The organism is Micromonospora qiuiae (genome assembly GCF_016863555.1).
In the GTDB taxonomy this organism is placed as follows: Bacteria; Actinomycetota; Actinomycetes; order Mycobacteriales; family Micromonosporaceae; genus Micromonospora; species Micromonospora qiuiae.
In genome coordinates this window covers 1-25,204 of record NZ_BOPC01000101.1, presented here as the reverse complement: position 1 = coordinate 25,204, position 25,204 = coordinate 1, and the positions used below count along the sequence as shown (strand labels likewise).

The following is a 25,204-nucleotide window of genomic DNA, read 5'->3' as shown; positions in this document are numbered from 1 at the left end:
AGTTGTCAGCACGGTGAGGCCAGCCACGTTATTCAGCAGATTGATCAGCCACTTCGCTACCAAAGCGCGGCACGTATGGCAGCGCCAGTTTCCTGGGAGGTCAGGTAGGGGCGAACGTCGTGAGCCTTGACTCCGTTGTGTACGGCAAAATCCGCCAGCGCACCTTGGAAGAGCGGGGCCAGGGTTTTGACCAGCGCCACGATGTCCCCTCGGTCGGCGATGTTGGTCCAGCTCGTAATTCCCGACGGCCATAGGCCGACATGAGCCTGTGGTGCGGGCAGCAGCCGGTCGAAGATCATCCCCCTGATGCCGAGGGGAGAGCCGAGCGTGATCAATGCTCGGGGCGATGACGTACCAATCATGTGGAGTGCTTCGTACGCCACCACTGAGCCGAGCGAGTGTGCAACCACGAGTTGGGTATCCTCGGTCAGCGTGTCGAGCACACGTTGACGGATCCGATGCCGAATGTCGTGGTCGGTCAGATAGCGGCGGACCTGCCGCAATGCGCCGATGAGCAGATGATCGGCGAGGCCGGTGAAGAACCGAGAGTGACTCAACGCGTCGAGCGCACGTTGGATCATGTATGGGGTACGCAGCCGGGTGGTGGCGGCCGGGCCTGAGACGCCGGGGTCGACCCGGGCGGCCTCCGCCCACCAGGCCAGTAGCAGCTCCTGGTCGAGCGGGTCGGTAACGTCATCGGCGGTCAGCGGCGGCCTACCCACGCTGCGGGTGCCACTGGGCCGGAAAACGTCGCCGTAGAAGGACATCACCACCTCTCCCGACGTCAGGCTGCTGCCGTCGGCCATGGTCAGCCCATCTTGAAGCGCAGGCAGCCACTCCGCCAACAGCGTCTGCGGGCCCATCGTCTGCTGAGCGATGCCGTGTACGAGGACAACCCGTCCCATCCGCAATCTGCTCCTGTCAGGGAAAGGGGATCCGGAACGGTTAGATCCGGAGCGTGAAGGTGGCCAGGCCGGAGTTCGTCCCTACACAGAGCAGCCCGTCGGGGGTGAGCGCGATCTCGCTGATGTACGTCTCGAGGTTGAGTTCGGTCAGCAGCGTCTGCTCGGGTAGCAGCCAGATCCGCACCGTCCCGTCCGCGCTGCTGATGCCGAGCAGATCGGTCGCGCCGACCGAGCCGGTGGTCAGGCAGGTGATCCCCAACGCGTGTCGGGTCAGCGGATGCGCGACCTGTCGCTGAGTCTGAACGTCCCAGCAACGCAGCATGCCTTCGTCGTCGCCGGTGACCACGACGAACTGGTCACCTGAGCGGGCGAAAGCGACCGCACGCGCGCCGCCGTCATGGCCGGTCAGGGCCGCTCCGTGCTGGACGAAGTCGTCGAGCCGCCAGAGCCGGGCCGTCGCGTCCCTGGAGCCGGTGACCGCCAGCGACGCGTCGTCGGAGATCGCGACGGACAGTATCGCGGCGGTGTGACCGGTCAGCTCGGCCACCATGCTGCGGGTCGTCAGGTCCCAGACCCGGGGCGTCTCCACCTCCGAGCCGGAGATGAGGATGGTCCGCCCTGCCCGATGGGTGACGGCAAGCGCTGCCGGACCGCCGAACGGTTCAGGTGACGGATCGAACAGTTGCCCGAGTTCCTGCCGCTGGTCGAGATCCAGGATCCGGATGGTGTGGTCGATGCAGCCGGCCAGCAGCAGGACGGCGCCGTCGGCGTCAGTCGCCGTCGTAAGGGAAATGATACGTTGCCCGAGAGGGATTCGGGACGTGACGGCCGGTTCGGGCGTCAGGTCGTGGACCCGGAGCGTGTCGTCGTTGGCGACGATCAACCGTGGGGTGTCGCCGGTCGTGGCCACCGCCAGGGTGTCGACCTGGGGTTCATAATCCACGAGCGGATCGCCGATCTGGGTGCCGGAGGCGATGTCCCAGAGCCGTACCGAGGTCTGGTCGCCGGTCGCCGCAATCGGGCGTCCGTCCAGGTGGCCGAGCGCGGCGAGCCACAGGTACGCGGCTCGCAACGGTGGCGTGCAGGCGATCCCGTCGCGGAGGTCCCACACCCGGGCCGAACCGTCGACGCTGACGGTGAGCGCGATCGGCCGGTTGTCGACCGTCTCGGCGGCGGCGCGACGGACCACTCCGGTGTGCCCGACCAGTGCGGGGGTGACCGGCTGATCCCGTAGCAGGTCCCAGCCGACGACACTGTTGTCCGGCAACTGGCGCAGGGCCACCGGGCGACCCGCCAGGCAGGTCAGGGCCAGTGTGCGGCTATTGCGGTCCTTCGGGCTCCGGAGCAACAACGGCTGCCGGGTCTCCAGCTCCCAGATCGAGATCCGGCCCTCGGCCGAACCTGCCATGATCACGTACCGGTGGTCGACGATGCCTGCCGCGAGGATGTCCACGTCGTCGTTGTGGCCCGTCAGCGCCGGTCCGATGGCGGCGTGGGTCACCAGGTCCCAACACCGGACGGTGCCGTCGACGCTGCCGGAGAGCAGCAGGTGCCGGGCACCGGTGTGGACGATGCGGAGCGTCGAGACTCGGTTGGTGTGTCCGACCAAAGGCACTCGCGGCACCTGTGGTGGGTCACCCTCCCAGATCCGGATCGTCCCGTTGCCGTCGCCGGTGGCCAGCATCGGTCCGTCCGGGCCGGCAGCCAGCACGACCGCGCTGACCCCGTCTACGTGCCCGGTGAGTGGGGCGCCCAACTCCGTTCGGCTGTGCAGGCTCCAGATCCGGGCACTGTCGTCCAAGCTTCCGGTTATCAGGTACGGAAGTTTGCCGTCGGCATCGAGAGCGAACGCGTCGATCGCCTTGACATGACCCCCGTGCGGTCGGTCGGCGGCGAGGTCCCAGACCCGCACGGTGCGGTCGTTGCTTCCGGTGACCGCGACCGGCCAACCGTTGATCACGCCGAACGCTGCCGCCCGCACCCTGTCGGTGTGCCCGGTCAACGGCTGGTCCAGTTGCTGCCGGCTGTGCAGGTCCCAGACTCGCACCAGATTGTCGTTCCCGCCACTGATCGCGATCGGGCGTTCGCCGCTGGTGTCGATGGCCACCGTACGGACACCACTGCGGTGTGCCGGAGCCGGTTCGCCCAGCTGGCGCCGGGTGACCAGGTCCCAGAGCAGGATGGTCTCGTCCCTGCTTCCGGTGAGCAGCACGGTCCGGTCGTCCACCTGGCCGAGCGCGAGTGTCTGGATCGATTGGATGTGCCCGCTCAACGGGTCGCCGACCTGCTGCCCGGTACTGGTATCCCAGATCCGCACCTGGCCGTCCGCACCTCCTGTGATCGCAACCGCCTGGTTCGGTAACTCCGCCAGAGCCACCGCCTGGACGCCGCCGTGATGACCGGTGATCGGACCGCCAAGTTGGCACCAGCCTCGCAGGTCCCACAACCGCGCCGAGCCGTCCCGGCTGCCGGTGAGCGCCACCGGGCCGTGGTCCAGCTCGCCCACCGCGATCGACGTCACACCGTTGGTGTGGCCGCGTAATGGCGCCTGAACCTCCTGCCCGGTGGAAAGGTCACAGATTCGGATGGCACCATCCTCGGTACCGAGCAGCGCCAGAGTGTAGTCGTCCACCTCGACGAGGGCGATCGCGGTAACCCCGTCTGTCCCCTCAGGGCCACCGGCAAGCGGAGCCCCGATCTGCTGGTTGATCGTCAGGTCCCAGACCCGAACCGAACCGCGGTCGTCGCCGCTGACCGCGACCGGGCGGCCGTCAAGCTCGCCGACCGCGACTGCCAACACGTATCCTTCGTGGCCGAGTAGGCGCCGGTGCGCGCCTGTTCGGGACCATTCCGCCCACCGGGTGGACCAGGGCAGCGCCAAGCCGAGCCGGTCGATGTCGTGGGCCAGCCCGTCAGCTTCGCAGCGGCGTGCCGACAGTTGCAGGTACGCCGCCCGCTGGGCGAGGTCCCCCCGGTTGATCCGGTGCGCGACCTGTTCGTACGCCGTCCGGATCCGTCGCGCCGTGCCGGTGTGCACCAGGGTGAGCGCGCTGAGCAGCGCGGACTGGTCGACCGCGAGGAGAAACCCCGGGTCGTGGGCCAACTCGTCGATCCGCTCCGCCGCGGCCGCGTGGGTGGGCAGGTTGAGCCGCAGGTACGGATGGGTCTCGAACCAGCTCGGTCGATCGGAGCCGTGCCCCGGCACCTCCGCCAGCAGCGCCGCGACGATCCGCTGCTGTGCCTGGACCGCACGCCGTCGCGGATCCTGCCGCAGATGCTCTGCCAGCGTCTGGTGGTAGAGCCGGTACACCGAGCGGTTGTGCTCGACCACCTCGGCGATGTACGCCCCGGCCGCCATCAGCAGCCAGTCGACGTCCTCCTCGGTGCACTCGCGGCCGGAGAGGGCGGTCGCCAGCGTCGGCCACAGCCCTCGGGGCAGCCCCTGTCCCTCGGCGAAGGCGAGCGGGATGAGCAGGCGACGCACCTTGATCTCGTCGGGGCCGAACCGGCTGAGGTAGTCGTCGAACGCTTCGCCGATCTCGCTCGGCAGCCGGCTCGCCCAGCCGGGAACGGTGACGTCGACCGGTTCGGCGGCGAGGCGCAGGCTCCGCGCGGTCATCCGGGCGACCAGGTAGACGCCGGCGGCACGGTCGCCCACCGCGCGCGCCACTGTCTCGGCCAGGTCAGGACGATCCCGGTACGGCGTGGGCAGGTCCGGCTCGTCCGGAGCGGTGAGCATCTTGACCACGTACCGGGAGATGTCCGAGGGGCCGAGCAGGTCCGGGTCGTCCAGGTCGATGGGTCGCATCGCTGGCCCGAGACTACGGACGAGTTCCCGGCGGCTACCCACCAGCAGATGGACACCATGTATCTCGGACAGCGGGCGCAGCAGCTCGCGGGCGATCCGCCGGGGCTCGCCGCGACCGCCGGTGTCGGTGGCGGTGCCGCTACCCGCCTCGTCCAGCGCGTCGACCACGATGACCGTCTTGACGCCGGCCTGAGCTCGACGGCTGATCGCGCGAAGCAGCTCGCCCGCACCGTCGGCGGTCACCTCCAACCCGGCGGCGATCCGGGCGACAAGTTCCTCCTGCCGTTTGTGGCGGGCGTGCACCGCCACATCCACGATCCCCACCGGTACGACGGTGTTCGGGGCGATGTCCTCGACGTCCAGGCCCGAGCGGTAGTCCCGGTCGGAAAGCGCTACCACACGACTCAGCACGGACGACTTGCCGCAGCCCGGCTTGCCGGTGACCACCCGGCCCTTTCCGTCTCCACCAGGGGTGGTCAACCAGGTGACCAGCTGCGCCAGTGCGGCGTCCCGACCGCTGAAGTAGGTGCCCTGTTCCGACTCGAAGTCCACACCTCGGGAACGCGGCCCGAAGTGTTCCACCAGGTCCCGCTTGGCTGCGAGACGCTGCATCTCCAAGTCGGTGCCCTGAGGCGGCAGGTCGGCCCGGTAACCCAGGTTGGGTAGAAACGGCGCGACACCGGTACTCAGCCCAGAGGTCAATTCGGCCCGCTGAGGGCTGCCACCCTGCCGGAAGGCGGCGTTGAGCTCCGCAACCAGGTCGTGCAGGTCCAAGAACTCCTGTCGTTGGCCGGTTCGCCCGGTTACCGCCTCGACGGCAGCGGGAAGCGCGGCCACCATCGTGCCGTCTCCGGCTTCGTCCCGACTACGGGCCGAGGAAAGAAACCACATACCGGCGATCGCTGCGTCACCGGTCAGCCGGCGAGACAGCGTCTGTAACGCTACCCGTGCCGCGTCGGCGCTACCGGCACCGCCGTAACAGGTATCCAGGATGAGCAGCAGGTTGCGCAAGCCGGTACGGGTTAGGATCCGGACCAGGTCTTCGGTAGGCAGCGCACTCGCCGCGAGGTCTGTCTCCGTGCTGTCCCAACAGAGAAGGTAATGACGGTCGTCTACGAGGCCGTGACCTGCGTAATAGACGGCAACGACATCGTCTGCCCCGATACCAGCGTCCTGGCACCAGTGCGACATCACGCGACGGACGTGCTCGGCTGTCGCGTACTCACCCAGGCCTGCCAGAGCACGGCGGTATCCGAAGCGCTCGAACAGCGACGCGACCGTCGCGACGTCCGCTTCCACCTGCGGCAGGTATGCCGAGTCCGGAAGGTTGCGGTAACGAGCGGCGCCGATCGTGATCAGGTGACGGCGAGCAGGGGCAGCCCGGTCGTACTCGGACAATGCCGTCACCTCACGTGAAGCTCTGATTCCCGAGAGCACCGACCTTATCCAATGTGGGCTGACAGACACCAATCAGGTAGAGCCCACACGGGATTGGACAGTCGCTAAAAGCCATCGCCAGCGACTTTTCAAGGTAGTGACTGCCAAGCGTCGGACCATGGGCCGGGTCTGTCTCTCCCACGCAGTCAGGCTGCTTCGGTCTTGAGGCGGCCGTTGGCGTAGGGCTGTGCGGGTCGTTGGAAGCATGCGCCGGAGACGCGGGTTTCGATGGTGCGGACGTGACGGAAGCCCTGGCGGCGGTAGTAGTCGTGTAGCCGCTGGTTGGAGGTCCATGCGTCCAGCCGCAGCCAGGTCAGTCCGGCGTCGTAGGCCCGGCCTCCGGCCCAATCCAGCAACTCACTGCCCAAGTTCTCGCCGGCATGTGCGAGCGGGATCATCATCTTCGCCGCGTACAAGGCGTCTGCAGGATCGTCCTCCGGATACCACAGTGCCTCTGGGTCGCGGTCGGGCTTCCATAGGTTGTCGACGTCGAGGTATGCGGTCAGCGTGATGGTGGCGATGGGGTCGTGGCTCTCCCACACCATCCATGTCTGTCCGGCGGAGACCGTCGATGCCACAGCCGAGCGGGGCAGCGGGATTGACCACTGTTCTTCGCCTCGGGCGGCGAGCCAGGCCACGCGTTCCCGTCGCCAGCTCATGATGACGTCGACGTCTTCCAGGCGAGCCGGCGTGATGATCATTCGGGTGCTTCCTCCGGGCGGAATTTCGCGATGATGCGCACGTCGCCGTGGGTGGTGACGATCTGGTTGCGGTCGCCAGCGAGCACGTTGAAGGACACGCGTACCGGCCGGTGTTCGGTGTAGCCGGTGCGGATGTGCAGCAGGATCGGCGTGCCGGGTTGGAGTCCGAGCAGGTTCGTCTCCTCCGGCGTCGGCATCCGCGAGACGTACTCGTCGTAGTAGGCCACCTGCTCGTGACCTCGCTCAGCCAAAAGTCTGGTGGTCCCTTGCGGAATGTCCTTCGGCGAAAGCAGCTCTCGAACGTCCTCCGCGAGATCCATCGGGTAGTAGGTGTCCTGCAACGAGGACGGCTGGCCGTTGATGTGCCTGACGCAGCGGCGCAGCACTGCGACCGAGTCAGGCTCGACGTGAAGGCGTTCGGCGAGGTCGGACGAGACGGCTCGAATCATCAGGCTGAAGTCCTGCGATGCCTCATAGCCCTGCGCGACGACCTCCGAGCGCCACGCGTCGGTCTCGGCCACGGGCTGGGCGGGCATCTCGGCGCGATGAGCATGAAACGTCAGGGTGGCACGCCGCCGGACGACCATGCCGCCGCCGCGCCCCGGCACCCGGTACACCAGGCCCTCATGCAGCAACAACGCGGTCGCGTCGCGGACGGTGTTGCGTGAGGCGGCGTACTGTTCCTGAAGCTTCGGCTCGGGTGGGAGCCGATCGCCCTCGCGCAGGATGCCCGACACGATCTGGTCTCGCAGCTCGCTGGCGATCTGGCGGTACTTCGGCTGGGCCACGTCGCGCCTCCCTGATGTCGTACCAACCAATCTATCGAAGGGTCTTGACTGGGCTTCGACCGACTGAAATGGTTGGTACGAATCCAACGTCACGCTTCGTGCCACTGTAATCACTGGAGCTGCCGCCATGGAAGACCAAGCCGCCGAGCTGGCGCGAGACATCGAAGTGGTCAACCGTGCCCTCGAATCAAGTCGGGTACTCCTGGCGGCCCTCGCTCGGGCCGAAGACGCGCGTGAGCTGCGGCGGCCGACCAACTTCCCGCTGCTCACGCTAGTGGAGCAGGCCGAGAAGGTCGCTGCCCGGGTGACGAAGTACCTGCGGGATGCCTCCCGCCCGTGAACCCTTCCGCCTCGCCAGAAAGCGAGAGTGCTCATGGTTTCCGAAGTCGTAGCGATCGCCCTGGCCGGCGGGCTGGTGCCGGGGTTTCTGCTCGGGCTGTTCGCGTTCAAGGTGAAGTCGCGGTGGTGTCCGCGCTGCGGCGAGTCCACCCACGCCATGCCGCCTGTGGAGGGCAACCGATGAACCGCCCGCACCGGCGCGACCACAACTCGATACCCCTCGGCCGGCGCGTCGCCGAACTACGGACCAACCGGGGCATGAGCCAGCAGGCGTTCGCCGACCGGCTCGGCAAGTCGAAAAGCTGGGTCGACAAGATCGAACGCGGCGTACGCAAACTCGACCGCTACTCCGTCATCCGCGAGATCGCCGACGTGCTGCGCCTCGACCCCGACATCCTCCTCGGCCCCCGCCAACCACCACCGACCGCCCCCAGGCTGGACGGCATCGACGCGGTCCGCGCCGCACTCGCCCGCTACCACGATCGGCCCCAGCGCACCGTGACGGCGGACCAGGCGCGCCGGCAGGTCGCGTACGCCTGGATGACCTACCAACACGCCCGCTACCCCCAACTCCTAGACACCCTGCCCGGCCTGCTCGACACCACCCGCGGCACCCGAAGCCTGCTCGTAGCCACCTACCGCATCACCGCCAACGTCCTGGTCAAACTCGACCACCCCCACCTCGCCTGGCTCGCCGCCGACCGCGCCGTCACCACCGCCGCCACCATTCCCACCCTCACCACCACCACCGCCACCATCGCGGTTGCTCAGGCTCTGCGCGCCCTCGGCCACCACCAACTCGCGCTCACCGCCGCCCTCACCGCCACCGGCACCGCAGACGACGACACCGTACGCGGAACCCTCTTCCTCCAAGCCGGCCTCGCCGCCGCCACCACCGGCGACCGCCGCAACACCCACGACCTGCTCGACCACGCCGCCACCCTCACCGACCGACGCACCAACCACACCGACCCCCACCACACCGGCTTCGGGCCGACCGCCGTCCAGATGGCGCGCTTCCTCGCCGCTCACCACCTCGGCGACACCACCGAAGCCCTCCACCGACACGAACACGCCCTCCGCAGCGACGGCTTCCGACAGCTACCACCCGAACACCGCGCCGCCCACCTCATCGACGCCGCCCGGCTGCACCTCGACACCGGCAACCCGAGTCAGGCCGGGCAAGCACTACTCCACGCCGACAGCGTCGCCCCCGCCGAAGTCCGCAGCCGCCCTGCCGCCCGTACCCTCCTCGCCGAAATCATCCAACGCGGACCGGCAGCGGCCGACGTCGCTCGACTGGCCACCATCGTCGGCCTGACCCGACAACCCTGACCCGCGACCCGTCGAATGCAGAACTCGACCCAGCCAAGTCGTGAGGCGCGGTGAACGAAAACCGTTCAGCGACCTGATCCGCGCTCTTGCCCGCGCTGACTGGGATGCAGCCGACGCTCTTCTCGTCGAGATCCGCGATAGTGGTCGGATCGGCGGCCCTCTGATCATCGGGATGGCGTTCGCGCTCGCCATCAACCGAAACTTCGCCCCCGACGCCACTCCCAACGATGTCGCCGCCTGGGTGTCGACAGCCCGTGGCCAGTACCGGCGCACCTGCCGATACCACGCGAGCGGATTCCGCTCATCACTGGCCGACGCGCCGGCAGCGGCGTCCTGTGCGCGGGGCCGCGAGTTGCGGTGTCTTGCGCGACGGGCCGGTTGCGGACGTGCTTCATCGCCCGGGCCTCCGACAGGACCCGCCCCCGCCCCATTGCCGGGCGCTCTTATTGGATCGGGCCGGGGCGGCCCTCCGGGCGCCGGGTCACCTGGTCCGGTGAGTGTGCTCGGCACGTACCGGCGGCACGCACTTACGGCCGCCGGCGAGACGGGTTAGACCAGGGTGACCGCTTGCCGCAGCGGGCTGTCGAGCAGAACCCGAAGGGGGTTGAGCGCCATGCCGACCGATCGCCCCAGTTCCCGGATCGACTGCGCCGAGCCGGTGGCGGACGCGATTCTCTACGAGGGCTACCTGCTCTACCCCTATCGGCGCTCATCGGCCAAGAACCGGGTGCGCTGGCAGTTCGGGGTCCTCGTGCCTCCGGCCTGGGCGGCGGCGCATGGCCTGGTCGACAGCGGCGTGGCCGGCTCCGCGGAGTCGCCGTGCCAGCAGACCGAGTGCCTGCTGGAAGCGTCCGACTCGGCGCGTGTCCGGATCCGGCTGCGGTTCCTGCACCTGCAACGCAAGCTGGCCGAAGAGCGGACGGCGGGCGGGTACCGGCCGGTCGACCGGATCGAGACCGGTGGCCGCTCGGAGCTCAGTTTCGACGAGGCGGTACCGCGCGAGTTCGACATCGAGGCGTCCGTGGGTGACCTGCGGCGGGGCCGCCGGCTGGACGTCCGGGTGCCGGGTGGGGAGGACGTCGAACCGCTGGTCGACCATCAGGGCGAGCCGGTCGGGCGGGTGGTACGCCGGCGCTGGCCGTTGTCCGCGTCGGTCACCGTCTCCGCCGCCCCGGCCGAGGCGCCGTTCCCCCTGCTGCGGCTCGCGATCCGCGTCGAGAACACGGACGGGACCACCCCACCGGACAGCACGCGGGACGAGGCGTTGCGCCACTGTCTGCTGGCGGTTCACACGCTGGCCACGGTCAGCCGGGGGCGATTCCTGTCCCTGCTCGACCCACCAGAGTGGGCGGCGTGCGCAGTCCGGGAGTGCCGCAACGTGCACACGTTTCCGGTGCTCGCCGGTGAACCGGGCAGCGCCGACGTGCTGCTCTCGTCGCCCATCATCCTCTACGACCACCCGCAGATCGCGCCGGAGAGCCCGGGCGACCTGCACGACGCGGCCGAGATCGACGAGATCCTCTCGTTGCGGACGCTCACGCTCTCCGACGCCGAGAAACGGGAGGCGCGGGCCACCGATCCCCGGGCCGCCGCGATCATCGACCGGGTCGACGCCATGCCGCCCGAGGTGCTCGAACGGTTGCACGGTGCCATCCGGTCCCTGGCACCCGTACGTCGGGGTGGCGATGCCGCCCCCGAAGAACGGCCGTGGTGGGAGCCCGACAGCGATGACGGGATCGCGCCCGAGAGCGAGATGGTGCTGGTCGCGGGCGCTGCGCTGACACGGGGCAGCCGGGTCCGGTTGCGACCCCGGCGGCGGGGCACGGACGCCCACGACATGTTCCTGGAGGGCCGTACCGCTCGGGTGGAGCAGGTGCTGCTCGACGTGGACGGGTCACGGTTCCTGGCCGTCACGGTGGACGACGACCCGGGCGCGGAGCTGCACCAGTGGTACGGGCGCCTGCGTCACTTCCGTCCCGAGGAGGTCGAACCGTTGACCGGGGAGGTGGCGAGCCCGTGAGCGGCGCCGTGAGCAGTCTCGACGGCGGGCGGATTTTGGTCGCCGGCATCGGCAACATCTTCCTCGGCGACGATGCGTTCGGCGTCGAGGTCGTCCGGCGGCTGCGGGACGTGCTCCTCCCACCAGGGGTGGATGTGTCCGATTACGGCATCCGGGGAATGCATCTCGCCTACGATTTGCTGGACGGCCGCCACGATGTGCTGGTCCTGGTGGACGCGTTGCCGCTGGACGAACCACCCGGGACGTTGGCCGTGATCCAGGTGGACCTCGACGATCCGGGCTGGACGCTCCGGCCGGCCGACGTGCTGCACGCGCCGGCCGCCGACGCGCACGGCATGGATCCCGAGTCGGTGCTGCGTCTGCTGCGTGGGCTGGGCGGGAGCATCGGCCGGGTCCTCGTGGTGGGTTGCCGGCCCGCCGTCCTCGACGAGCACATGGGGCTGTCCGCTCCGGTGGCCGCTGCGGTCGACGAGGCGGTCCGAACGGTGACCGGGATCGTGCGGGAGGAAGCCGCGCGGTTGGCCGGCGGCGAGGGGGCGGCACGAAGCGTGCCCGCAAATGACAGCGAACGGGGGGTGAGCACGCATGCATGAGACGGGCCTGTCCGAGGCGATCGTGGCGGCGGCGGTACGCCGGGCGGCCGGACGCCGGGTCACCGGGCTGCGGGTGCGCATCGGTGGTCATCCGGTCGACCCGGATGTCGTCACGCAGGGCATCCAGCTGGCCGCGGCCGGCACGGTCGCCGCGGACACCGCTGTCGACCTGGTGTTGGAACCGATGACGGTGGCCTGCCACGACTGCGGCCGCAGCGGGCCGGTCGACGACCATCTCGTGATGGTGGCCTGCCCGCGGTGCGGGGGTGTCGACATCGACGTGACCGGCGACGACAACGTGGTCCTGGAGTCGATCACGGTGGAAGACGTCGAAGTGGGTGCGATCTGATGGACGCCACCGAGGTGCTTCGGCACGACCACCGCGTGGTGGAGCAGCTGTTCCGGGACTATCGGGCCGCGGCATCGGACGCGCAGCGCCGTGGTGTCGTGGAGATCCTCATTCGCGAGCTGTCGAAGCACGCCGCCCTGGAAGAGGTTCTCTTCTACCCGTTCGCCGCGAAGGTGCTGGCCGACGGCCAGGTCGACCAGCACCTCTCCGGGCACCGGCCGATCAAGGAGTTGCTCCTCGAGCTGGACCGTTGCCGGGCCGGCGATCACGCGCAGGACGAGCTGATGGAGCGGCTGGCGTCCGCCGTCGCCCGGCATGTGCAGGACGACGAGAACAAACTCATGCCGCAGCTGTGCGCCCGGGCCGACGAGCAGGCCCTGCGCGAGCTGGGCGAGGAGATCGACCGGGGCAAGCAGCGGGCCCCGACGCGCCCGCACCCGCACGCGCCGGACACGCCGCCGGTGCTGACCCTCGCGGCACCGGTGGTGGCCATCTACGACCGGCTGCGGGATCGGATGCAAAGGAGGCCACTGACATGACGCAGGGCGTACGCGACCCGGCGGTGATCCCACAGGAGAACGGGTTCGACGAGGTCACCATTCTCTGGATCTCCGAGGGCATGAGTTGTGACGGCGATTCCGTGTCGATGACGGCCTCCGGTCAGCCCGCGATCGAGGACATCGTGCTCGGGCTCATCCCCGGTCTGCCGAAGGTCAACCTGAACAACAAGGTGTTGTCGCCGGCGGTCGGCGGCGAGGAGTTTCTGGCGCCGTACCGGAAAGCGGCCCGCGGGGAGATGACCGAGCCGTTCATCCTCGTCATCGAGGGCTCGATCCCGAACGAGAACATCAACGGCGACGGGTACTGGACCTCGTTCGGCAATGACGAACACACCGGTGAGCCGCTGACCTTGAACTGGTGGATCGACCAGCTGGCACCGAAGGCGTGGGCGGTGGTCGCGGCCGGCACGTGCGCGACGTACGGGGGGATCCACGCCATGGCGGGCAACCCGACGGGGTGCATGGGCCTGGCCGACTACCTCGGGTGGGACTTCCGGTCGCAGGGCGGCCTGCCGATCGTCAACGTGCCCGGCTGCCCGATCCAGCCGGAGAACTTCATGGAGACCCTGACCTGGGTGCTCTACCACGCGGCCGGCTCGGCGCCGCCCCCGCCGCTGGACCACATGCTGCGGCCGCAGTGGCTGTTCGGCAAGACCGTGCACGAGGGCTGTGACCGGGCCGCCTACTACGAGCAGGCCGACTTCGCCAAGGACTACAACTCGCCCAAGTGCCAGGTGAAGATCGGCTGCTGGGGGCCGGTCATCAACTGCAACGTCCCGAAGCGCGGCTGGATGGGCGGCGTGGGTGGCTGCCCCAACGTCGGCGGCATCTGCATCGGCTGCACCATGCCGGGCTTCCCCGACAAGTTCATGCCGTTCATGGACATGCCTCCCGGCGGCAGCCTGTCGACGCTGCTGATCAAGCCGTACGGCGCGTTGATCCGCCGTCTGCGCAGCATCACGAACGTGACCGCCAACCGGGAACCGAAGTGGCACCACAACGGTCCGGAGCTCACCAGCGGCTACAACCCCCGATGGCGTCCGTACGCGCCGGCAGATCCCCGCCGCCAGGCGGCAATGGAAAGGAACAAACCGTGACCGCGACGAAGCCGAAGCCGGCGGTCGATCAGAAACCCGGCGAACTGGTGGAGATGGCGTGGGACCCGATCACGCGGATCATCGGCAACCTCGGCGTCTACACGAAGATCGACTTCGCCAACCGCGTGGTCGCCGAATGCCACACCACGTCGTCGCTGTTCCGCGGCTACTCGGTGTTCATGAAGGGAAAGGATCCACGGGACGCCGGCTTCATCACCAGCCGGATCTGCGGCATCTGCGGCGACAACCACACGACCTGCTCGGTGTACGCGCAGAACATGGCGTACGGCATCAAGACCCCGCCGCTGGCCGAGTGGATCATCAACCTCGGCGAGGCCGCCGAATACATGTTCGACCACACCCTCTTCCAGGACAATCTCGTCTTCGTCGATTTCTGTGAGGCGATGGTCAAGCAGACCAACCCGAGTGTCCTCGCCCGCGCGGAGGTCACCGCGGCTCCGGGTCGGGACATCCACGGCTACCGGACGATCGCCGACATCATGCGCGCCTACAACCCGTTCGAGGGCGAGGTCTACAAGGAGGCGTTGAAGGTCAGCCGGACGACCCGGGAGATGTTCTGCCTCATGGAGGGCCGGCACGTCCACCCGTCGACGGTCTATCCCGGCGGGGTCGGCACCATGCCGCAGCCGACGCTGTTCACCGACTACCTGAGCCGGCTGATCAGCATCCTGGACTTCGTCAAGAAGGCCGTCGCCATGAACGACGACATCTTCGACTTCTGGTACGAGGCGCTGCCGGGCTACGAGGAGGTCGGCCGCCGGCGGGTCCTGCTCGGCTGCTGGGGCGCGTTCCAGAACCCCGACGTCGTCGACTACCGGTACGAGACCATGACGAACTGGGGACGGGCGATGCATGTCACGCCCGGCATCGTGGTCGACGGCAAGCTGCTCACCACGGACCTGGTCGACATCAACCTCGGCATCCGAATCCTGCTCGGCAGTTCCTACTACAAGGACTGGGCCGGCGAGGAGGAGCCGTTCGTCAAGTACGACCCGCTCGGCAACCCGGTCGACATCCGCCACCCGTGGAACCAGACCACCCTCCCGGACCCCGGCAAGCGCGACTTCAACGACAAGTACAGCTGGGTGATGAGCCCGCGCTGGTTCGACAAGAGCAGCGGTGAGCACCTCGCGCTGGACACCGGCGGCGGCTGCTTCGCCCGGCTGTACACCACGGCGCTGGCCAAGATGGTCGACACCCCGTACGTCAAGTCGACCGGGAACAGCGTGCTGATCTCGCTGCCGAAGAGCCTGCAGCTGCCCGAGATGACGCTGGAGTGGAAGATCCCGAAGTGGTCGAACGCCCTGGAACGGGACCGCTCGCGGGCCTACTTCATCGCGTACGCCGCGGCGATGTCGCTGCACTTCCTCGAACGGGCGATGGAGCGGATGCGCGCCGGTGACATGCGGGTCTTCGCTGAGTTCGACGTGCCGGACGAGGCCATCGGCTGTGGCTTCCACGAGGCTGTCCGGGGCATCCTGTCGCACCACATCGTGATCCGCGATCGCAAGATCGCCAACTACCACCCGTACCCGCCGACGCCGTGGAACGGCAGCCCCCGCGACAGCTACGGCACCCCCGGCCCCTACGAGGACGCGATCCAGAACACGCCGATCTTCGAGGAGAACGGCCCGGACAACTTCAAGGGCGTGGACATCATGCGGGCGGTGCGCAGCTTCGATCCCTGCCTGCCGTGTGGGGTGCACATGTACGTCGGCGGCGGCCAGACCCTCAAGAAGATCCACTCGCCGATGTTCGGCGCGTCGCATGGCTGAGCAGCCCAACGTCCCGCGGCTCGACGACGCCGCCGTCGAGCCCCGGCTGGCCCGCCTGGACGCCGTGCTCGCCCAGCTCGAGCAGACCCCCGGCCGCACCGCCGAGCTGGCGCTGGAGGCCGTCGAGACGCTGACCGAGGTGTACGGCGAGGCGCTGGCCCGGGTCACCGACCTCGCCGTCGACGATCCCGGCGCGCTCGACCGGCTGACCGGCGACGAGCTGCTGCGGCATCTGCTGCTGTTGCATCGCATCCATCCGGATCCGCTGGAGCGGCGGGTGGCCCGTGCGGTGGACGACCTGCGGCCGCAGTTGCGCGCGCAGGGCGCCGAGATCGCGCTGATCGGCGTCCAGAACGAGGTGGCACACATCAGCCTGTCCGCGCGGTCGTGCGGCGGCAGCGCCCTGCGGGACCTGGTGCAGGAGCAGGTGCTGACGTTCGCGCCGGAGCTGTCCGCCGTGGACGTGGTGGCACCCGCGCCAGCTTCGGCGCTGATCCCGGTCACCGCCCTGTGGCAGCGTCCGGACCGGCCCGAGGCGGCGGCGATGCACGGGGCGGGGCGCGCTGCGGAGCCGCTGACGTCGGGTGACCCGGCATGACGGCGGGCGCGCTGCAGCGGGCGATCCGCCGCGCCGGGCAGCGCGCGGCCGCGGTCGAGCGCTGCGGCATGTGCGCCGGGCCGGTCGGCCCCGAACACCGGCACGTCTGGGACGAGCAGGACGGGGAGCTGATGTGCGCCTGCACACCGTGCGCCCTGCTGTTCGAACGCGAGGCGGCCGCCGGCGGCCGGTACCAGCTCGTCCCCACCCAGCGCATGCGGTTGACCGGGCTGTCCACCGACGGGCTCGGCGTGCCGGTCGGCCTGGTGTTCTTCGTGAAGCAGCAGGACGGCCGGGTGCTCGCGCACTACCCGAGCCCGCTCGGCACGACCGAGTCGGAGATCGATGCCGACGCCTGGCGGGCCGTCGAGGCACGCTCACCCGTGCTGGCCGAGCTGGCGCCCCGGGTCGAGGCGTTCCTGATATGGACGGGCACACCGCGCGGCGGCGGTCAGCAGTGGCTGGTGCCGGTCGACGATTGTTTCCGGCTCGTGGCGCTCATTCGCCGGCACTGGACGGGCATGTCCGGGGGAAGCGAGGTATGGCGGGAGATCGCGGGATTCTTCGACGACCTCGGGCGGCGGCACGGTGGGCCGTCCGGCAACGACTGATCAAGGGGGCGGTAATGGGCGAGATCCGGGTGGGTGATCCCGATGTCGAACTCGACGCGCCGGCGCACACCAAGGGCGTCGAGGAGGGCAACTCGCGGAGAAGAAAGCAGGCGGGCCACAACGCTGACGGGACGGTGGACGGCCGCCGCTCGACCGGCATCCGGCCCGAGAAGCACGACCCGATCCTGCCGATCATGCCGAACCTGCCGCCGGGCTGAGCCCGGCGGTGGCCTGGAAGGAGGTGAGCTGTGCGAAAGCTGTTGTTGCTGGTGGCCGGCGTCGCCGTGGCGGGATTGTTCTGGAAGGAACTTCCCGCACTGCGGCGCTATATCAAGATCGAGAAAATGTGACCGGAGAGGACCGGCAAGTCGATGTGTCTTGGGATCCCAGGCGAAATCGTCGAGATGAAGGCTGGGCACGACGACTTGGCCATCGTGGACGTCGTGGGCGTCCGGCGGGCGGTCAACATCGGCCTGCTGGAAGCGGACCGGATCGGCATCGGGGACTGGGTGCTGGTCCACGTCGGGTTCGCCATGTCGAAGATCGACGAAGCCGAGGCTGCCGCCACGTTGGCGCTGCTGGCCGGCCTCGGGCAGGCGTACACCGACGAGCTGCAGGCACTTGCCGAATCTGACATCACCTAGGGGCGACCATGCGTTTCGTCGACGAGTACCGCGACGCGGACAAGGGCCAGGCGTTGGCCACCCAGATCGCCGCGCTGTGCGAGCCGGGACGGCAGTACAAGTTCATGGAGGTCTGCGGCGGGCACACGCACACCATCTACAAGCACGGGATCGAGGACTACCTGCCGGAGAACGTCGCGCTCGTGCACGGGCCGGGATGCCCGGTCTGCGTCATCCCGATGGGCCGGGTGGACGACGCCATCGCCATCGCCAACGAGCCGGGCGTCATCCTCACCGCGTTCGGGGACATGATGCGGGTTCCGGGCGGAAACGGCTCGTTCCTGGACGCCAAGGCGGCCGGTGCGGACATCCGGATGGTGTACTCGCCACTGGACGCTTTGAAGATCGCCCGGACCAACCCGGACCGGAAGGTGGTCTTCATGGCGATCGGGTTCGAGACCACCTCGCCGTCGACTGCGATGACCGTGCTGCGGGCCGCCGCCGAGGGCATCGACAACTTCTCGGTGTTCTGCAACCACGTCACCATCCTGCCGGCGATCAAGGCGATCCTCGACTCACCCGACCTGCGGCTCGACGGCTTCCTCGGACCTGGGCACGTCTCCACCGTCATCGGCTGCCGGCCGTACGAGTTCATCAGCCGCGACTACGGCAAACCGCTGGTGTGTGCCGGGTTCGAACCGCTGGATCTCCTGCAGTCGGTCTTCATGCTGCTCAACCAGCTCGCCGAGGGGCGCTGCGAGGTGGAGAACCAGTACACCCGGGTGGTGCCCTGGGACGGCAACCTGCGGGCGCTGGAGGCGATCGGCCAGGTCATGCAGCTGCGGCCGTACTTCGAGTGGCGTGGCCTCGGCTTCATCTCGCACTCGGCGCTGCGGATGCGCGACGAGTACGCGGCGTACGACGCCGAGCGGATCTTCGACGTGCCGGGGGTGCGGGTGGCCGACCCGAAGGCGTGCCAGTGCGGCGAGGTGCTCAAGGGTGTGCTCAAACCCTGGGAGTGCAAGGTGTTCGGCACCGCATGTACGCCGGAGACCCCCATCGGCACGTGCATGGTCTCCTCGGAGGGCGCCTGCGCGGCCTACTACAACTTCGGCCGCTTCACCCGGCAGCGGCTGACGGAGGCGGCGCGAGTATGACGACCGAACGCACCGCCGGGTGGGCCGAGCGCGCGGTGGCCGAGGCGGAGGCGACGACCGAGCACGAGCCGGGGGCGTTGTCGCAGGAGCAGCAGGTGCTGAAGCGCATCGAACGGGCCCGCAGGCGCGCGCCGAAGATCCGGGAGCGCCGGATCACGCTCGCCCACGGCGCCGGCGGGAAGGCGACACACAGCCTGGTCGAAGGGCTGTTCGTCGAGGCGTTCCGCAACCCGACGCTGGAGGCGCTCGACGACGCCGCAGTGCTCTCCGTGGGCGCCGGCCGGCTGGCCTTCACCACCGACTCGTACGTGGTGTCGCCGCTGTTCTTCCCGGGCGGGAACATCGGCGATCTCGCGGTCAACGGCACCGTCAACGACCTCGCGGTCAGCGGCGCCCGGCCGCTGTACCTGTCGGCCGGGTTCATCCTGGAAGAGGGCTTTCCCGTCGCCGACCTGCAGCGGGTCACCGCCTCCATGGCCGCCGCCGCGGCGCGCGCCGGGGTCCAGGTGGTCACCGGGGACACGAAGGTGGTGCAGCGGGGCAAGGCCGACGGCTGCTACGTCAACACTGCCGGCGTGGGTGTCCTGGAGCGGCCGGTGAGCCTGGGCGCCGCGCAGGTTCGCCCCGGCGACGCGGTCGTCGTTTCCGGGCCGATCGGCGACCACGGCGTGACCATCATGCTCGCCCGCGGTGAACTGGACATCGCCGCCGACCTCGCCTCGGACACCGCGGCGCTGCCCGCCCTGGTGGACGCCCTGCTGGACGCGGCTCCGGGGGTGCGGCTGTTGCGCGACGCCACCCGCGGTGGCGTGGCGACCGTCCTCAACGAGATGGCGCAGGCGGCTCAGGTCTCCGTCGTCGTCGACGAGGCGTCCGTACCGGTGCGTCCGGCCGTGACCGGCGCCTGCGAGCTGCTCGGCATCGACCCGCTCTACGTGGCCTGCGAGGGACGCCTGGTGTCCGTGGTGGACGGCACGCAGGCGGCGGCCGCCGTGGCGGCGCTGCGCGCCCACCCGCTCGGCGACGGCGCGGCGGTGATCGGCCGCGTGGCCGCCGACCCGCCCGGGATGGTGCTGCTCAAGACCGCGTTCGGCGGAACCCGGGTGGTCGACATGCTGGTCGGCGACCCACTCCCCCGCATCTGCTGACGGGTAAGGAAGGGCCCCTTCTTATCGCCTTTTGCATTGGAAGGGGCCCCTCCTAACACCTCACTGGGTGCCGGGCGGCGGCCACCACCGCCTGGCCGAGGGAGATCCCGCCGTCGTTGGGTGGCACCCGCGAGTGCACGAGCACCCGGAAGTCGTCCCGCTCCAGCCCGGTGACGACCGCACCGAGCAGCAGCACGTTCTGGAAAACGCCTCCGGAGAGCGCGACGGTGGTCAGTCCCGTGTTCTCCCGTACGGCTCCGGCCGATCGGGCCACGGCGTCGGCCAGGCCGTGGTGGAAACGGGCGGCGATCCGGCCCGGGTCCACGTCGGCGAGCAGGTCGTCGACCACGCACCGGACCAGCCCGCGCCCGGCGTCCAGCAGCGGCACCCGGCCACCCGCCTCGACCGGGTAGCCGCCTCGCTCGTCGCGGTGGGCCCGCTGCTCCAGGGCGATCGCGGCCTGTCCCTCGTAGGTGATGCGATCGCACAGGCCGAGGATCGCCGACACCGCGTCGAAGAGCCGACCGGCGCTGGAGGTACGCGGGGAGTTCGTCCCGGTCCGCGCCAACGCCACCACCGCGGGCCACTGCCGCTCGTGGCGGCGCAGCACCGGCAGGTCCGGTACGGCGTCGCCGTATATGTCATCGAGGTAGGCCGCCGCCATCCGCCACGGCTCGCGTACCGCCGCAGCCCCGCCCGGCATCGGCACCGCGCCCAGGTGACCGACCCGCTCGTACCCGGTGAGGTCCGCGACGAGCAGTTCCCCGCCCCACAGGGTGCCGTCCGGGCCGTATCCGAGACCGTCGAAGGCGACGCCGATCGCCGGGCCGGGGTCGCGATTGTCGGCCAGGCAGGACGCGATGTGAGCGTGGTGGTGCTGGACGCCGACCAGTTCGACGTCGTCGCGCTGCAGGGCATACTTTGTGGACAGGTACTCGGGATGCAGGTCGTGGGCGACGACCTGCGGCCGCACGTCGAACAGCCGGGTGAAGTGCGCGATGCCGTCGGTGTACGCCCGCAGCGTCTCGTAGTTCTCCAGGTCACCGATGTGATGCGACACAAACGCGCGCCGTCCCTTCGCCACACAGAAGGTGTTCTTCAGCTCCGCCCCGCACGCCAGCACCGGCCGGCCGAACCGCCACGGCAGCGTGATCGGGGCGGGCACGTAACCGCGGGACCGCCGTACCGGCAGCTCCCGGCCGCGGAACACACGAACCACCGAATCGTCGGTCCGGACGTGGATCCGCCGGTCGTGCACGAGGAAACCGTCGGCGATCGGCGCCAGCCGCCGGCGGGCGTCGTCGTCGCGGTACGCGATGGGTTCGTCGGAGACGTTGCCGCTGGTCAGCACGATCGGCATGCCCAGCCGCTTGAGCAGCATCTGGTGCAGCGGCGTGTACGGCAGCAGCACCCCCAGATCGCGGTTGCCCGGCGCCACCGACGCGGCGACCGGGGCGTCGGCGCGGCGGGGCAGCAGCACCACGGGACGGCGGACGCCGGTGAGCACCGGCTCGGCCGCCGCCGCCACGTCGACCAGGGTGTGCGCGGCCGGCAGGTCGGCGGCCATCACCGCGAACGGTTTTTCCTCGCGGTGCTTGCGGGCGCGCAGCGCTGTGACGGCCCGATCGTCGTCGGCTCTGGTGGCCAGGTGGTAACCGCCGAGGCCCTTGACCGCGATGACCCGGCCGTCGCGCAGCCACCGTACGGCGGTGTCCAGGGGGTCACCGGGGACCGGGGCGCCGTCGGCGGTGACGAACCGCAGGGCCGGACCGCAGGCGGGACAGCACACGGGCTCGGCATGGAAGCGGCGGTTCCCCGGATCGGCGTACTCGGCTGCGCACTCGACGCACAGCGGGAACCCGGCCATGGTGGTGGTACGGCGGTCGTACGGGACGTCCTCGACGATCGTGAAGCGCGGGCCGCAGTTGGTGCAGTTCGTGAACGGGTAGCCGTGGCGCCGGTCCACCGGGTCGGACAGCTCGGCGAGGCAGTCCAGGCAGGTGGCGGTGTCCGGGGAGATCAGGGCGTCTCGGCCGGTGCCGGTGACGCTGGTGACGATGGCGAAGCCGGGCCGGCCGGTCGGCGGAACCGGCTCGGTGGTGAGCCGCTCGACCTGGGCGAGGGCCGGCGCCCGCCGGCTGAGGTCAGCCACGAAGGCGGCCAGCCGCTGCCCGTCCCCTTCGACCTCCACGAAGACGCCCGCGGTGTCGTTGCCGACGAAGCCGGCCAGGTCGTACTCGGTGGCGAGCGCGTGCACGAACGGCCGGAAGCCCACCCCCTGCACGATGCCCTCGACGCGGACGTGCACCCGCCGCACGCTGGCCAGGTCCGCCACGACCGGTCAGAGTTCGTCGGTCAGCGCCTGCTGGGTGAGTTCCCAGAGCACGTGGTAGATCGTCGTCTGCGCCTCCTGGACCCGGTGCACCGAGGCCGACGGCACCACGAACAGGTGGTCGACGAACTCGCACTCGGCCATCCGACCGCCGTCGTACCCGGCGAGCCCGATGGTGAGCATGCCGCGCCGGGCCGCCTCCTCGAACGCGTGCAGCACGTTTTTTGATCCGCCGCTGGTGGAGAGCCCCACCGCGATGTCTCCGGCCCGGCCGAACGCCGCCACCTGCCGGGCGAAGACGACCTCGAACCCCACGTCGTTGGAGAGTGCGGTGATCAACGCGACGTCGTGGGTCAACGAGATGGCCGGTACCGGGCGGCCGGCGGTCGGTGGGTGCAGGAACAACTGCGCGACATCCTGCGCGTCGGTGCTGCTGCCGCCGTTGCCGAACGCGTACAGCGTGCCGCCGGCCCGGAACGCCGCGGCGCACCGGCGGGCACAGTCGACCAGCCGCTGCCCGTGTTCGGCGACCAGGGATTCGCGCAGGGCGACGATCTCCGCCGCCTTCGCCGCGGTGGACCGCGCCACCTCGGCGAGCACCGCGTCCACGTCGGTTGGCCGGGTGTCCAGGAACGGGTAGAGAGCCCCGATCGCGCCCGCGACGCCCGCGCTCACGGGGCCCACCTCGGTTCGCGACTGCGGGGCTCGCAACACCGGCTCACTCCTCGCGCTCACGGGGCTTTCTCCACGACGGCAATGGCCTCCTTGGCATGTACCAGCACGACGTCTCCCGGTCCCGCGTCGACCAGGGCCACGCTGACCTCCTCCGGCCCGGCGTCCGTGTCGACGACGGCCAGGCCGCCGGACAGCGTTTCCCGTACCCGGACGGCGACCGCTGCGTCGGAGCAGGTGAGGCAGACGTCGTCGTGGCACTCGGGCACGGCCCGGGTTGTCGGCACCGGCCGCGGGTTCACCGGACCACCTCCGGCTCCAGCAGTCCGGGCTGTTCGAACAGCACGTGCACCAACTCCCACAGGATGTGATAGATCGTCACGTGCACCTCCTTGACGATGCACGGGTCATCCGAGCGGGCGATGACGACATGGTCGGCGAGGGCGTCCCGGGCGATGTCACCGCCGTCGCCGCCGAGAAGTCCCACGGTGAGCAGACCGAGGTCGCGGGCCGTTGTCAGGCCGCGCCGCACGTTGGCGCACCGGCCGTCAACGGACAGGCCGAGCGCGATGTCCTCCGGCGCGGCGAGCAGGCACATCTGTGCCGCGAACACCTCGTCGAAGCCCTCGGCGCGGGCGATCCCGGTGAGGGTGGCGGCGTCGTTGGTCAGCGAGATAGCCGGCAGGGCCCGCTTGCCGACGATGACCGGGTGGACGAACTCCACCACGACGTGCTGGGCGTCGGTCGCCGGCCCGCCGTTGCCGAAAACGATCAGCTTTCCGCCTCGGTGGAAGCGTACGGCCATCTCGTAGCAGGCCCGGGCGATCTGCGGCGCGTCGCCGGCGAGCGCCTGCGCCGGTGCCACCCGGCGGGCGAACGCGCGGCCAACGGCCAGCGGCACGGACGACTCCATGCTCCTCCGTTCAGGGTCGGGCAGCGGCGTACCGGCCCGCGCCGCCGGAATGTGCCCGCTGGAAGGCGCCTGCCGAGCGGCGCAGACAGGCGCCGATGACCTGGTCGAGCTGCGCGAGCTGGACGGTCCACGACCGGAGATCGTCGCGGCCCTTGGCGGTGAGCCGGTAGCACCGGCGGGCCGGTCCCGCTCCGGCGGTCTCCCATACGGAGACCAGCGACCGGTCGCGTTCCAGGCCGCGCAGCACGCGGTAGACATGGCCGGGTTCCACATCGGCCAGTCCCAGCGCCCGGAGCCGGTCGATCAGGTCGTATCCGTGGCCGGGCCGCTCGAAGACCAGAAGCAGGAGGAACGGATGCAGCAGTCCACGTAGCTCACGTCCGTGCATGCCAATCCTTTCCCGGCTCAGGACACCACCCTTCCACGAGCTAAACACACTTTCCTCCCCGAACGTGGCGAAATGCCGGTTTCGGCTTTCACCAGCGGCCCCAGTTGCTGAGTGCAAGCGGTCGCCGCAGAGCCCCTGCCTCGCTGAGCCTCAGTCCCGCAGCCCGAGACCTCAGTCCCGCAGTCCCGGGTCGAGCATCCGGTGCCCGGCGGTCGGCCGGTAGGCCCAACCGCTGCGCTCGTCGGTCTCGTCCGGGCGCAGTGGACCGCCCACCGCCGGCTTCCGGTGGCGGATACTCGTCGGTGAAGTTGATCCAGTCGACCTGCCAGGAGAGCACGGTCTCGGCCGTGAAGGTGTCGGCTTCTGCGCTGAGTTCCGGTCGCATGAGCTGGCGGACGAGGGCATGGTCGACGGTGGTGTGTTCGGCGAGCAGGACGGCGTCGTAGAGGTCCTTGCCTTGTGGGTACATGTCGGTGGCCAGCCAGAGCAGCTTCCATGCCAGCGCCAGCGAGGCGGGCGCTGCCAGTATCGGCTCGTCGACACCGGGAAGTGTCAGCACCTCTGGCGGGAGTGGGAGTTGTTCGCCGAAGACGATGTCGATCCGTATGTGGCCGTCGGGAGATCCCCGTGCGCTGAAGGGGATGAGCAGGCGTCGTCCGTCAGCGCGCTCATACGTCCAGATGGCGGACTCGGTGATCCGGTCTGGTTGCAGGCCGGCACCGGGCGCAGTTCGGACGGCGGTCCTGATGTCATCGAGCAGGGTTCGGGCGTCGCTGCTGTCGCTGGTGATGGTGTGAGGAGTGGCGACACAATCGAGGTCGCCCGGCTCGCGGGCGGCGTCCCCGACCCAGGCCGCCATGGTGACGCTGCGGCCTCGACCTCGTCCCGCGACACCGACAAGATCAACACCCCGAGCGCCTGGTCCGGCCGCACGGCCGGGCGATCCACCACTTCGGCCGCCACGACTCTCACTCCTGCTGACCGTGTTCGGGGTCTTCTGGCTCCGGCGTCGCGCCTTAGGCGTGTTTCGTAAG

Annotated in this window: 26 protein-coding genes and 1 pseudogene; 16 read left to right on the top strand and 11 right to left on the bottom strand. The window is 69.5% G+C overall.

Annotated elements, in window-relative coordinates; translation table 11 throughout:
* Window positions 1–56: 56 nt before the first annotated feature.
* The 5 genes and pseudogenes from Vqi01_RS26930 to Vqi01_RS26915 form a co-directional block, all read right to left on the bottom strand.
* Window positions 57–806, bottom strand: a complete 750-nt coding sequence (locus tag Vqi01_RS26930; protein WP_204037899.1) for a hypothetical protein — start codon at window positions 804–806, stop codon at window positions 57–59.
* A 139-nt stretch (window positions 807–945) separates the two neighbouring features.
* On the bottom strand, window positions 946–5,724 hold the full coding sequence (locus Vqi01_RS26925; RefSeq protein ID WP_372444446.1) for an nSTAND1 domain-containing NTPase: 4,779 nt from the start codon (window positions 5,722–5,724) through the stop codon (window positions 946–948).
* A gap of 6 nt (window positions 5,725–5,730) precedes the next feature.
* Window positions 5,731–6,120, bottom strand: a pseudogene (locus Vqi01_RS31705) (caspase family protein); the annotation flags it as partial.
* A 176-nt stretch (window positions 6,121–6,296) separates the two neighbouring features.
* Entirely contained in the window at window positions 6,297–6,851 is a 555-nt protein-coding gene (locus Vqi01_RS26920; RefSeq protein ID WP_204037895.1) for a GNAT family N-acetyltransferase, read from the bottom strand.
* Window positions 6,848–7,639 carry a GntR family transcriptional regulator gene (locus Vqi01_RS26915; protein ID WP_204037894.1) on the bottom strand — a complete coding sequence of 264 codons (792 nt, stop codon included), beginning with the start codon at window positions 7,637–7,639 and terminating at the stop codon, window positions 6,848–6,850. Before Vqi01_RS26915 ends, Vqi01_RS26920 begins: the two co-directional genes overlap by 4 nt.
* Window positions 7,640–7,766: 127 nt before the next feature.
* Between Vqi01_RS26915 and Vqi01_RS26910 the strand changes: the two genes are divergently transcribed.
* From Vqi01_RS26910 to hypE, 16 genes are all read left to right on the top strand, one after another.
* Window positions 7,767–7,979 carry a hypothetical protein gene (locus Vqi01_RS26910; RefSeq protein WP_204037892.1) on the top strand — a complete coding sequence of 71 codons (213 nt, stop codon included), beginning with the start codon at window positions 7,767–7,769 and terminating at the stop codon, window positions 7,977–7,979.
* A 33-nt stretch (window positions 7,980–8,012) separates the two neighbouring features.
* Window positions 8,013–8,162, top strand: a complete 150-nt coding sequence (locus tag Vqi01_RS26905) for a hypothetical protein (RefSeq protein WP_204037890.1) — start codon at window positions 8,013–8,015, stop codon at window positions 8,160–8,162.
* Entirely contained in the window at window positions 8,159–9,313 is a 1,155-nt protein-coding gene (locus Vqi01_RS26900) for a helix-turn-helix domain-containing protein (RefSeq protein ID WP_204037888.1), read from the top strand. The genes Vqi01_RS26905 and Vqi01_RS26900 overlap by 4 nt, the downstream gene beginning before the upstream one ends.
* A gap of 613 nt (window positions 9,314–9,926) precedes the next feature.
* Window positions 9,927–11,333, top strand: coding sequence for a hypothetical protein (locus Vqi01_RS26895; RefSeq protein WP_204037886.1), 1,407 nt, complete (start codon window positions 9,927–9,929; stop codon window positions 11,331–11,333).
* A complete protein-coding gene (locus tag Vqi01_RS26890; protein WP_204037884.1) occupies window positions 11,330–11,926 on the top strand; it encodes a hydrogenase maturation protease in 597 nt (198 codons plus the stop codon). Before Vqi01_RS26895 ends, Vqi01_RS26890 begins: the two co-directional genes overlap by 4 nt.
* On the top strand, window positions 11,919–12,275 hold the full coding sequence (locus Vqi01_RS26885; RefSeq protein ID WP_204037882.1) for a hydrogenase maturation nickel metallochaperone HypA: 357 nt from the start codon (window positions 11,919–11,921) through the stop codon (window positions 12,273–12,275). The genes Vqi01_RS26890 and Vqi01_RS26885 overlap by 8 nt, the downstream gene beginning before the upstream one ends.
* Complete coding sequence (locus Vqi01_RS26880; RefSeq protein ID WP_204037880.1) at window positions 12,275–12,814, top strand: hemerythrin domain-containing protein; 540 nt, start codon at window positions 12,275–12,277, stop codon at window positions 12,812–12,814. Before Vqi01_RS26885 ends, Vqi01_RS26880 begins: the two co-directional genes overlap by 1 nt.
* Window positions 12,811–13,932, top strand: coding sequence for an NADH-quinone oxidoreductase subunit B family protein (locus Vqi01_RS26875; RefSeq protein WP_204037878.1), 1,122 nt, complete (start codon window positions 12,811–12,813; stop codon window positions 13,930–13,932). The genes Vqi01_RS26880 and Vqi01_RS26875 overlap by 4 nt, the downstream gene beginning before the upstream one ends.
* Window positions 13,929–15,728, top strand: a complete 1,800-nt coding sequence (locus tag Vqi01_RS26870) for a nickel-dependent hydrogenase large subunit (protein WP_239098697.1) — start codon at window positions 13,929–13,931, stop codon at window positions 15,726–15,728. Before Vqi01_RS26875 ends, Vqi01_RS26870 begins: the two co-directional genes overlap by 4 nt.
* A complete protein-coding gene (locus tag Vqi01_RS26865) occupies window positions 15,721–16,326 on the top strand; it encodes a NifU-related iron-sulfur-binding protein (RefSeq protein WP_204037874.1) in 606 nt (201 codons plus the stop codon). The genes Vqi01_RS26870 and Vqi01_RS26865 overlap by 8 nt, the downstream gene beginning before the upstream one ends.
* Complete coding sequence (locus Vqi01_RS26860) at window positions 16,323–16,937, top strand: DUF5947 family protein (RefSeq protein ID WP_204037872.1); 615 nt, start codon at window positions 16,323–16,325, stop codon at window positions 16,935–16,937. Before Vqi01_RS26865 ends, Vqi01_RS26860 begins: the two co-directional genes overlap by 4 nt.
* A gap of 14 nt (window positions 16,938–16,951) precedes the next feature.
* Window positions 16,952–17,155, top strand: a complete 204-nt coding sequence (locus tag Vqi01_RS26855) for a hypothetical protein (RefSeq protein ID WP_204037870.1) — start codon at window positions 16,952–16,954, stop codon at window positions 17,153–17,155.
* 30 nt (window positions 17,156–17,185) lie between these two features.
* Window positions 17,186–17,287, top strand: a complete 102-nt coding sequence (locus Vqi01_RS31700; protein WP_372444444.1) for a DUF6893 family small protein — start codon at window positions 17,186–17,188, stop codon at window positions 17,285–17,287.
* A gap of 21 nt (window positions 17,288–17,308) precedes the next feature.
* On the top strand, window positions 17,309–17,581 hold the full coding sequence (locus tag Vqi01_RS26850) for a HypC/HybG/HupF family hydrogenase formation chaperone (RefSeq protein WP_204037868.1): 273 nt from the start codon (window positions 17,309–17,311) through the stop codon (window positions 17,579–17,581).
* 8 nt (window positions 17,582–17,589) lie between these two features.
* Entirely contained in the window at window positions 17,590–18,717 is a 1,128-nt protein-coding gene (gene hypD, locus Vqi01_RS26845) for a hydrogenase formation protein HypD (RefSeq protein ID WP_204037866.1), read from the top strand.
* Window positions 18,714–19,865, top strand: coding sequence for a hydrogenase expression/formation protein HypE (gene hypE, locus Vqi01_RS26840; RefSeq protein ID WP_204037865.1), 1,152 nt, complete (start codon window positions 18,714–18,716; stop codon window positions 19,863–19,865). The genes hypD and hypE overlap by 4 nt, the downstream gene beginning before the upstream one ends.
* Before the next feature lie 52 nt (window positions 19,866–19,917).
* Here the strand turns inward: hypE and hypF are convergent, their stop codons facing one another.
* From hypF to Vqi01_RS26810, 6 genes are all read right to left on the bottom strand, one after another.
* Window positions 19,918–22,200 (bottom strand): carbamoyltransferase HypF, encoded by a 2,283-nt coding sequence (gene hypF, locus Vqi01_RS26835; RefSeq protein WP_204037863.1) that lies wholly within the window; start codon window positions 22,198–22,200, stop codon window positions 19,918–19,920.
* Window positions 22,201–22,206: 6 nt separating this feature from the next.
* On the bottom strand, window positions 22,207–22,872 hold the full coding sequence (locus Vqi01_RS26830) for a D-sedoheptulose-7-phosphate isomerase (RefSeq protein WP_204037861.1): 666 nt from the start codon (window positions 22,870–22,872) through the stop codon (window positions 22,207–22,209).
* A 56-nt stretch (window positions 22,873–22,928) separates the two neighbouring features.
* On the bottom strand, window positions 22,929–23,171 hold the full coding sequence (locus Vqi01_RS26825) for a HypC/HybG/HupF family hydrogenase formation chaperone (protein ID WP_204037859.1): 243 nt from the start codon (window positions 23,169–23,171) through the stop codon (window positions 22,929–22,931).
* Entirely contained in the window at window positions 23,168–23,782 is a 615-nt protein-coding gene (locus tag Vqi01_RS26820; protein ID WP_204037857.1) for a D-sedoheptulose-7-phosphate isomerase, read from the bottom strand. The genes Vqi01_RS26825 and Vqi01_RS26820 overlap by 4 nt, the downstream gene beginning before the upstream one ends.
* A gap of 10 nt (window positions 23,783–23,792) precedes the next feature.
* The gene (locus Vqi01_RS26815) at window positions 23,793–24,170 is read right to left on the bottom strand and encodes a helix-turn-helix transcriptional regulator (RefSeq protein ID WP_204037855.1); all 378 of its coding nucleotides are present in this window, start codon (window positions 24,168–24,170) and stop codon (window positions 23,793–23,795) included.
* A gap of 88 nt (window positions 24,171–24,258) precedes the next feature.
* A complete protein-coding gene (locus Vqi01_RS26810; RefSeq protein WP_239098695.1) occupies window positions 24,259–25,029 on the bottom strand; it encodes a nucleotidyl transferase AbiEii/AbiGii toxin family protein in 771 nt (256 codons plus the stop codon).
* Window positions 25,030–25,204 lie beyond the last annotated feature (175 nt).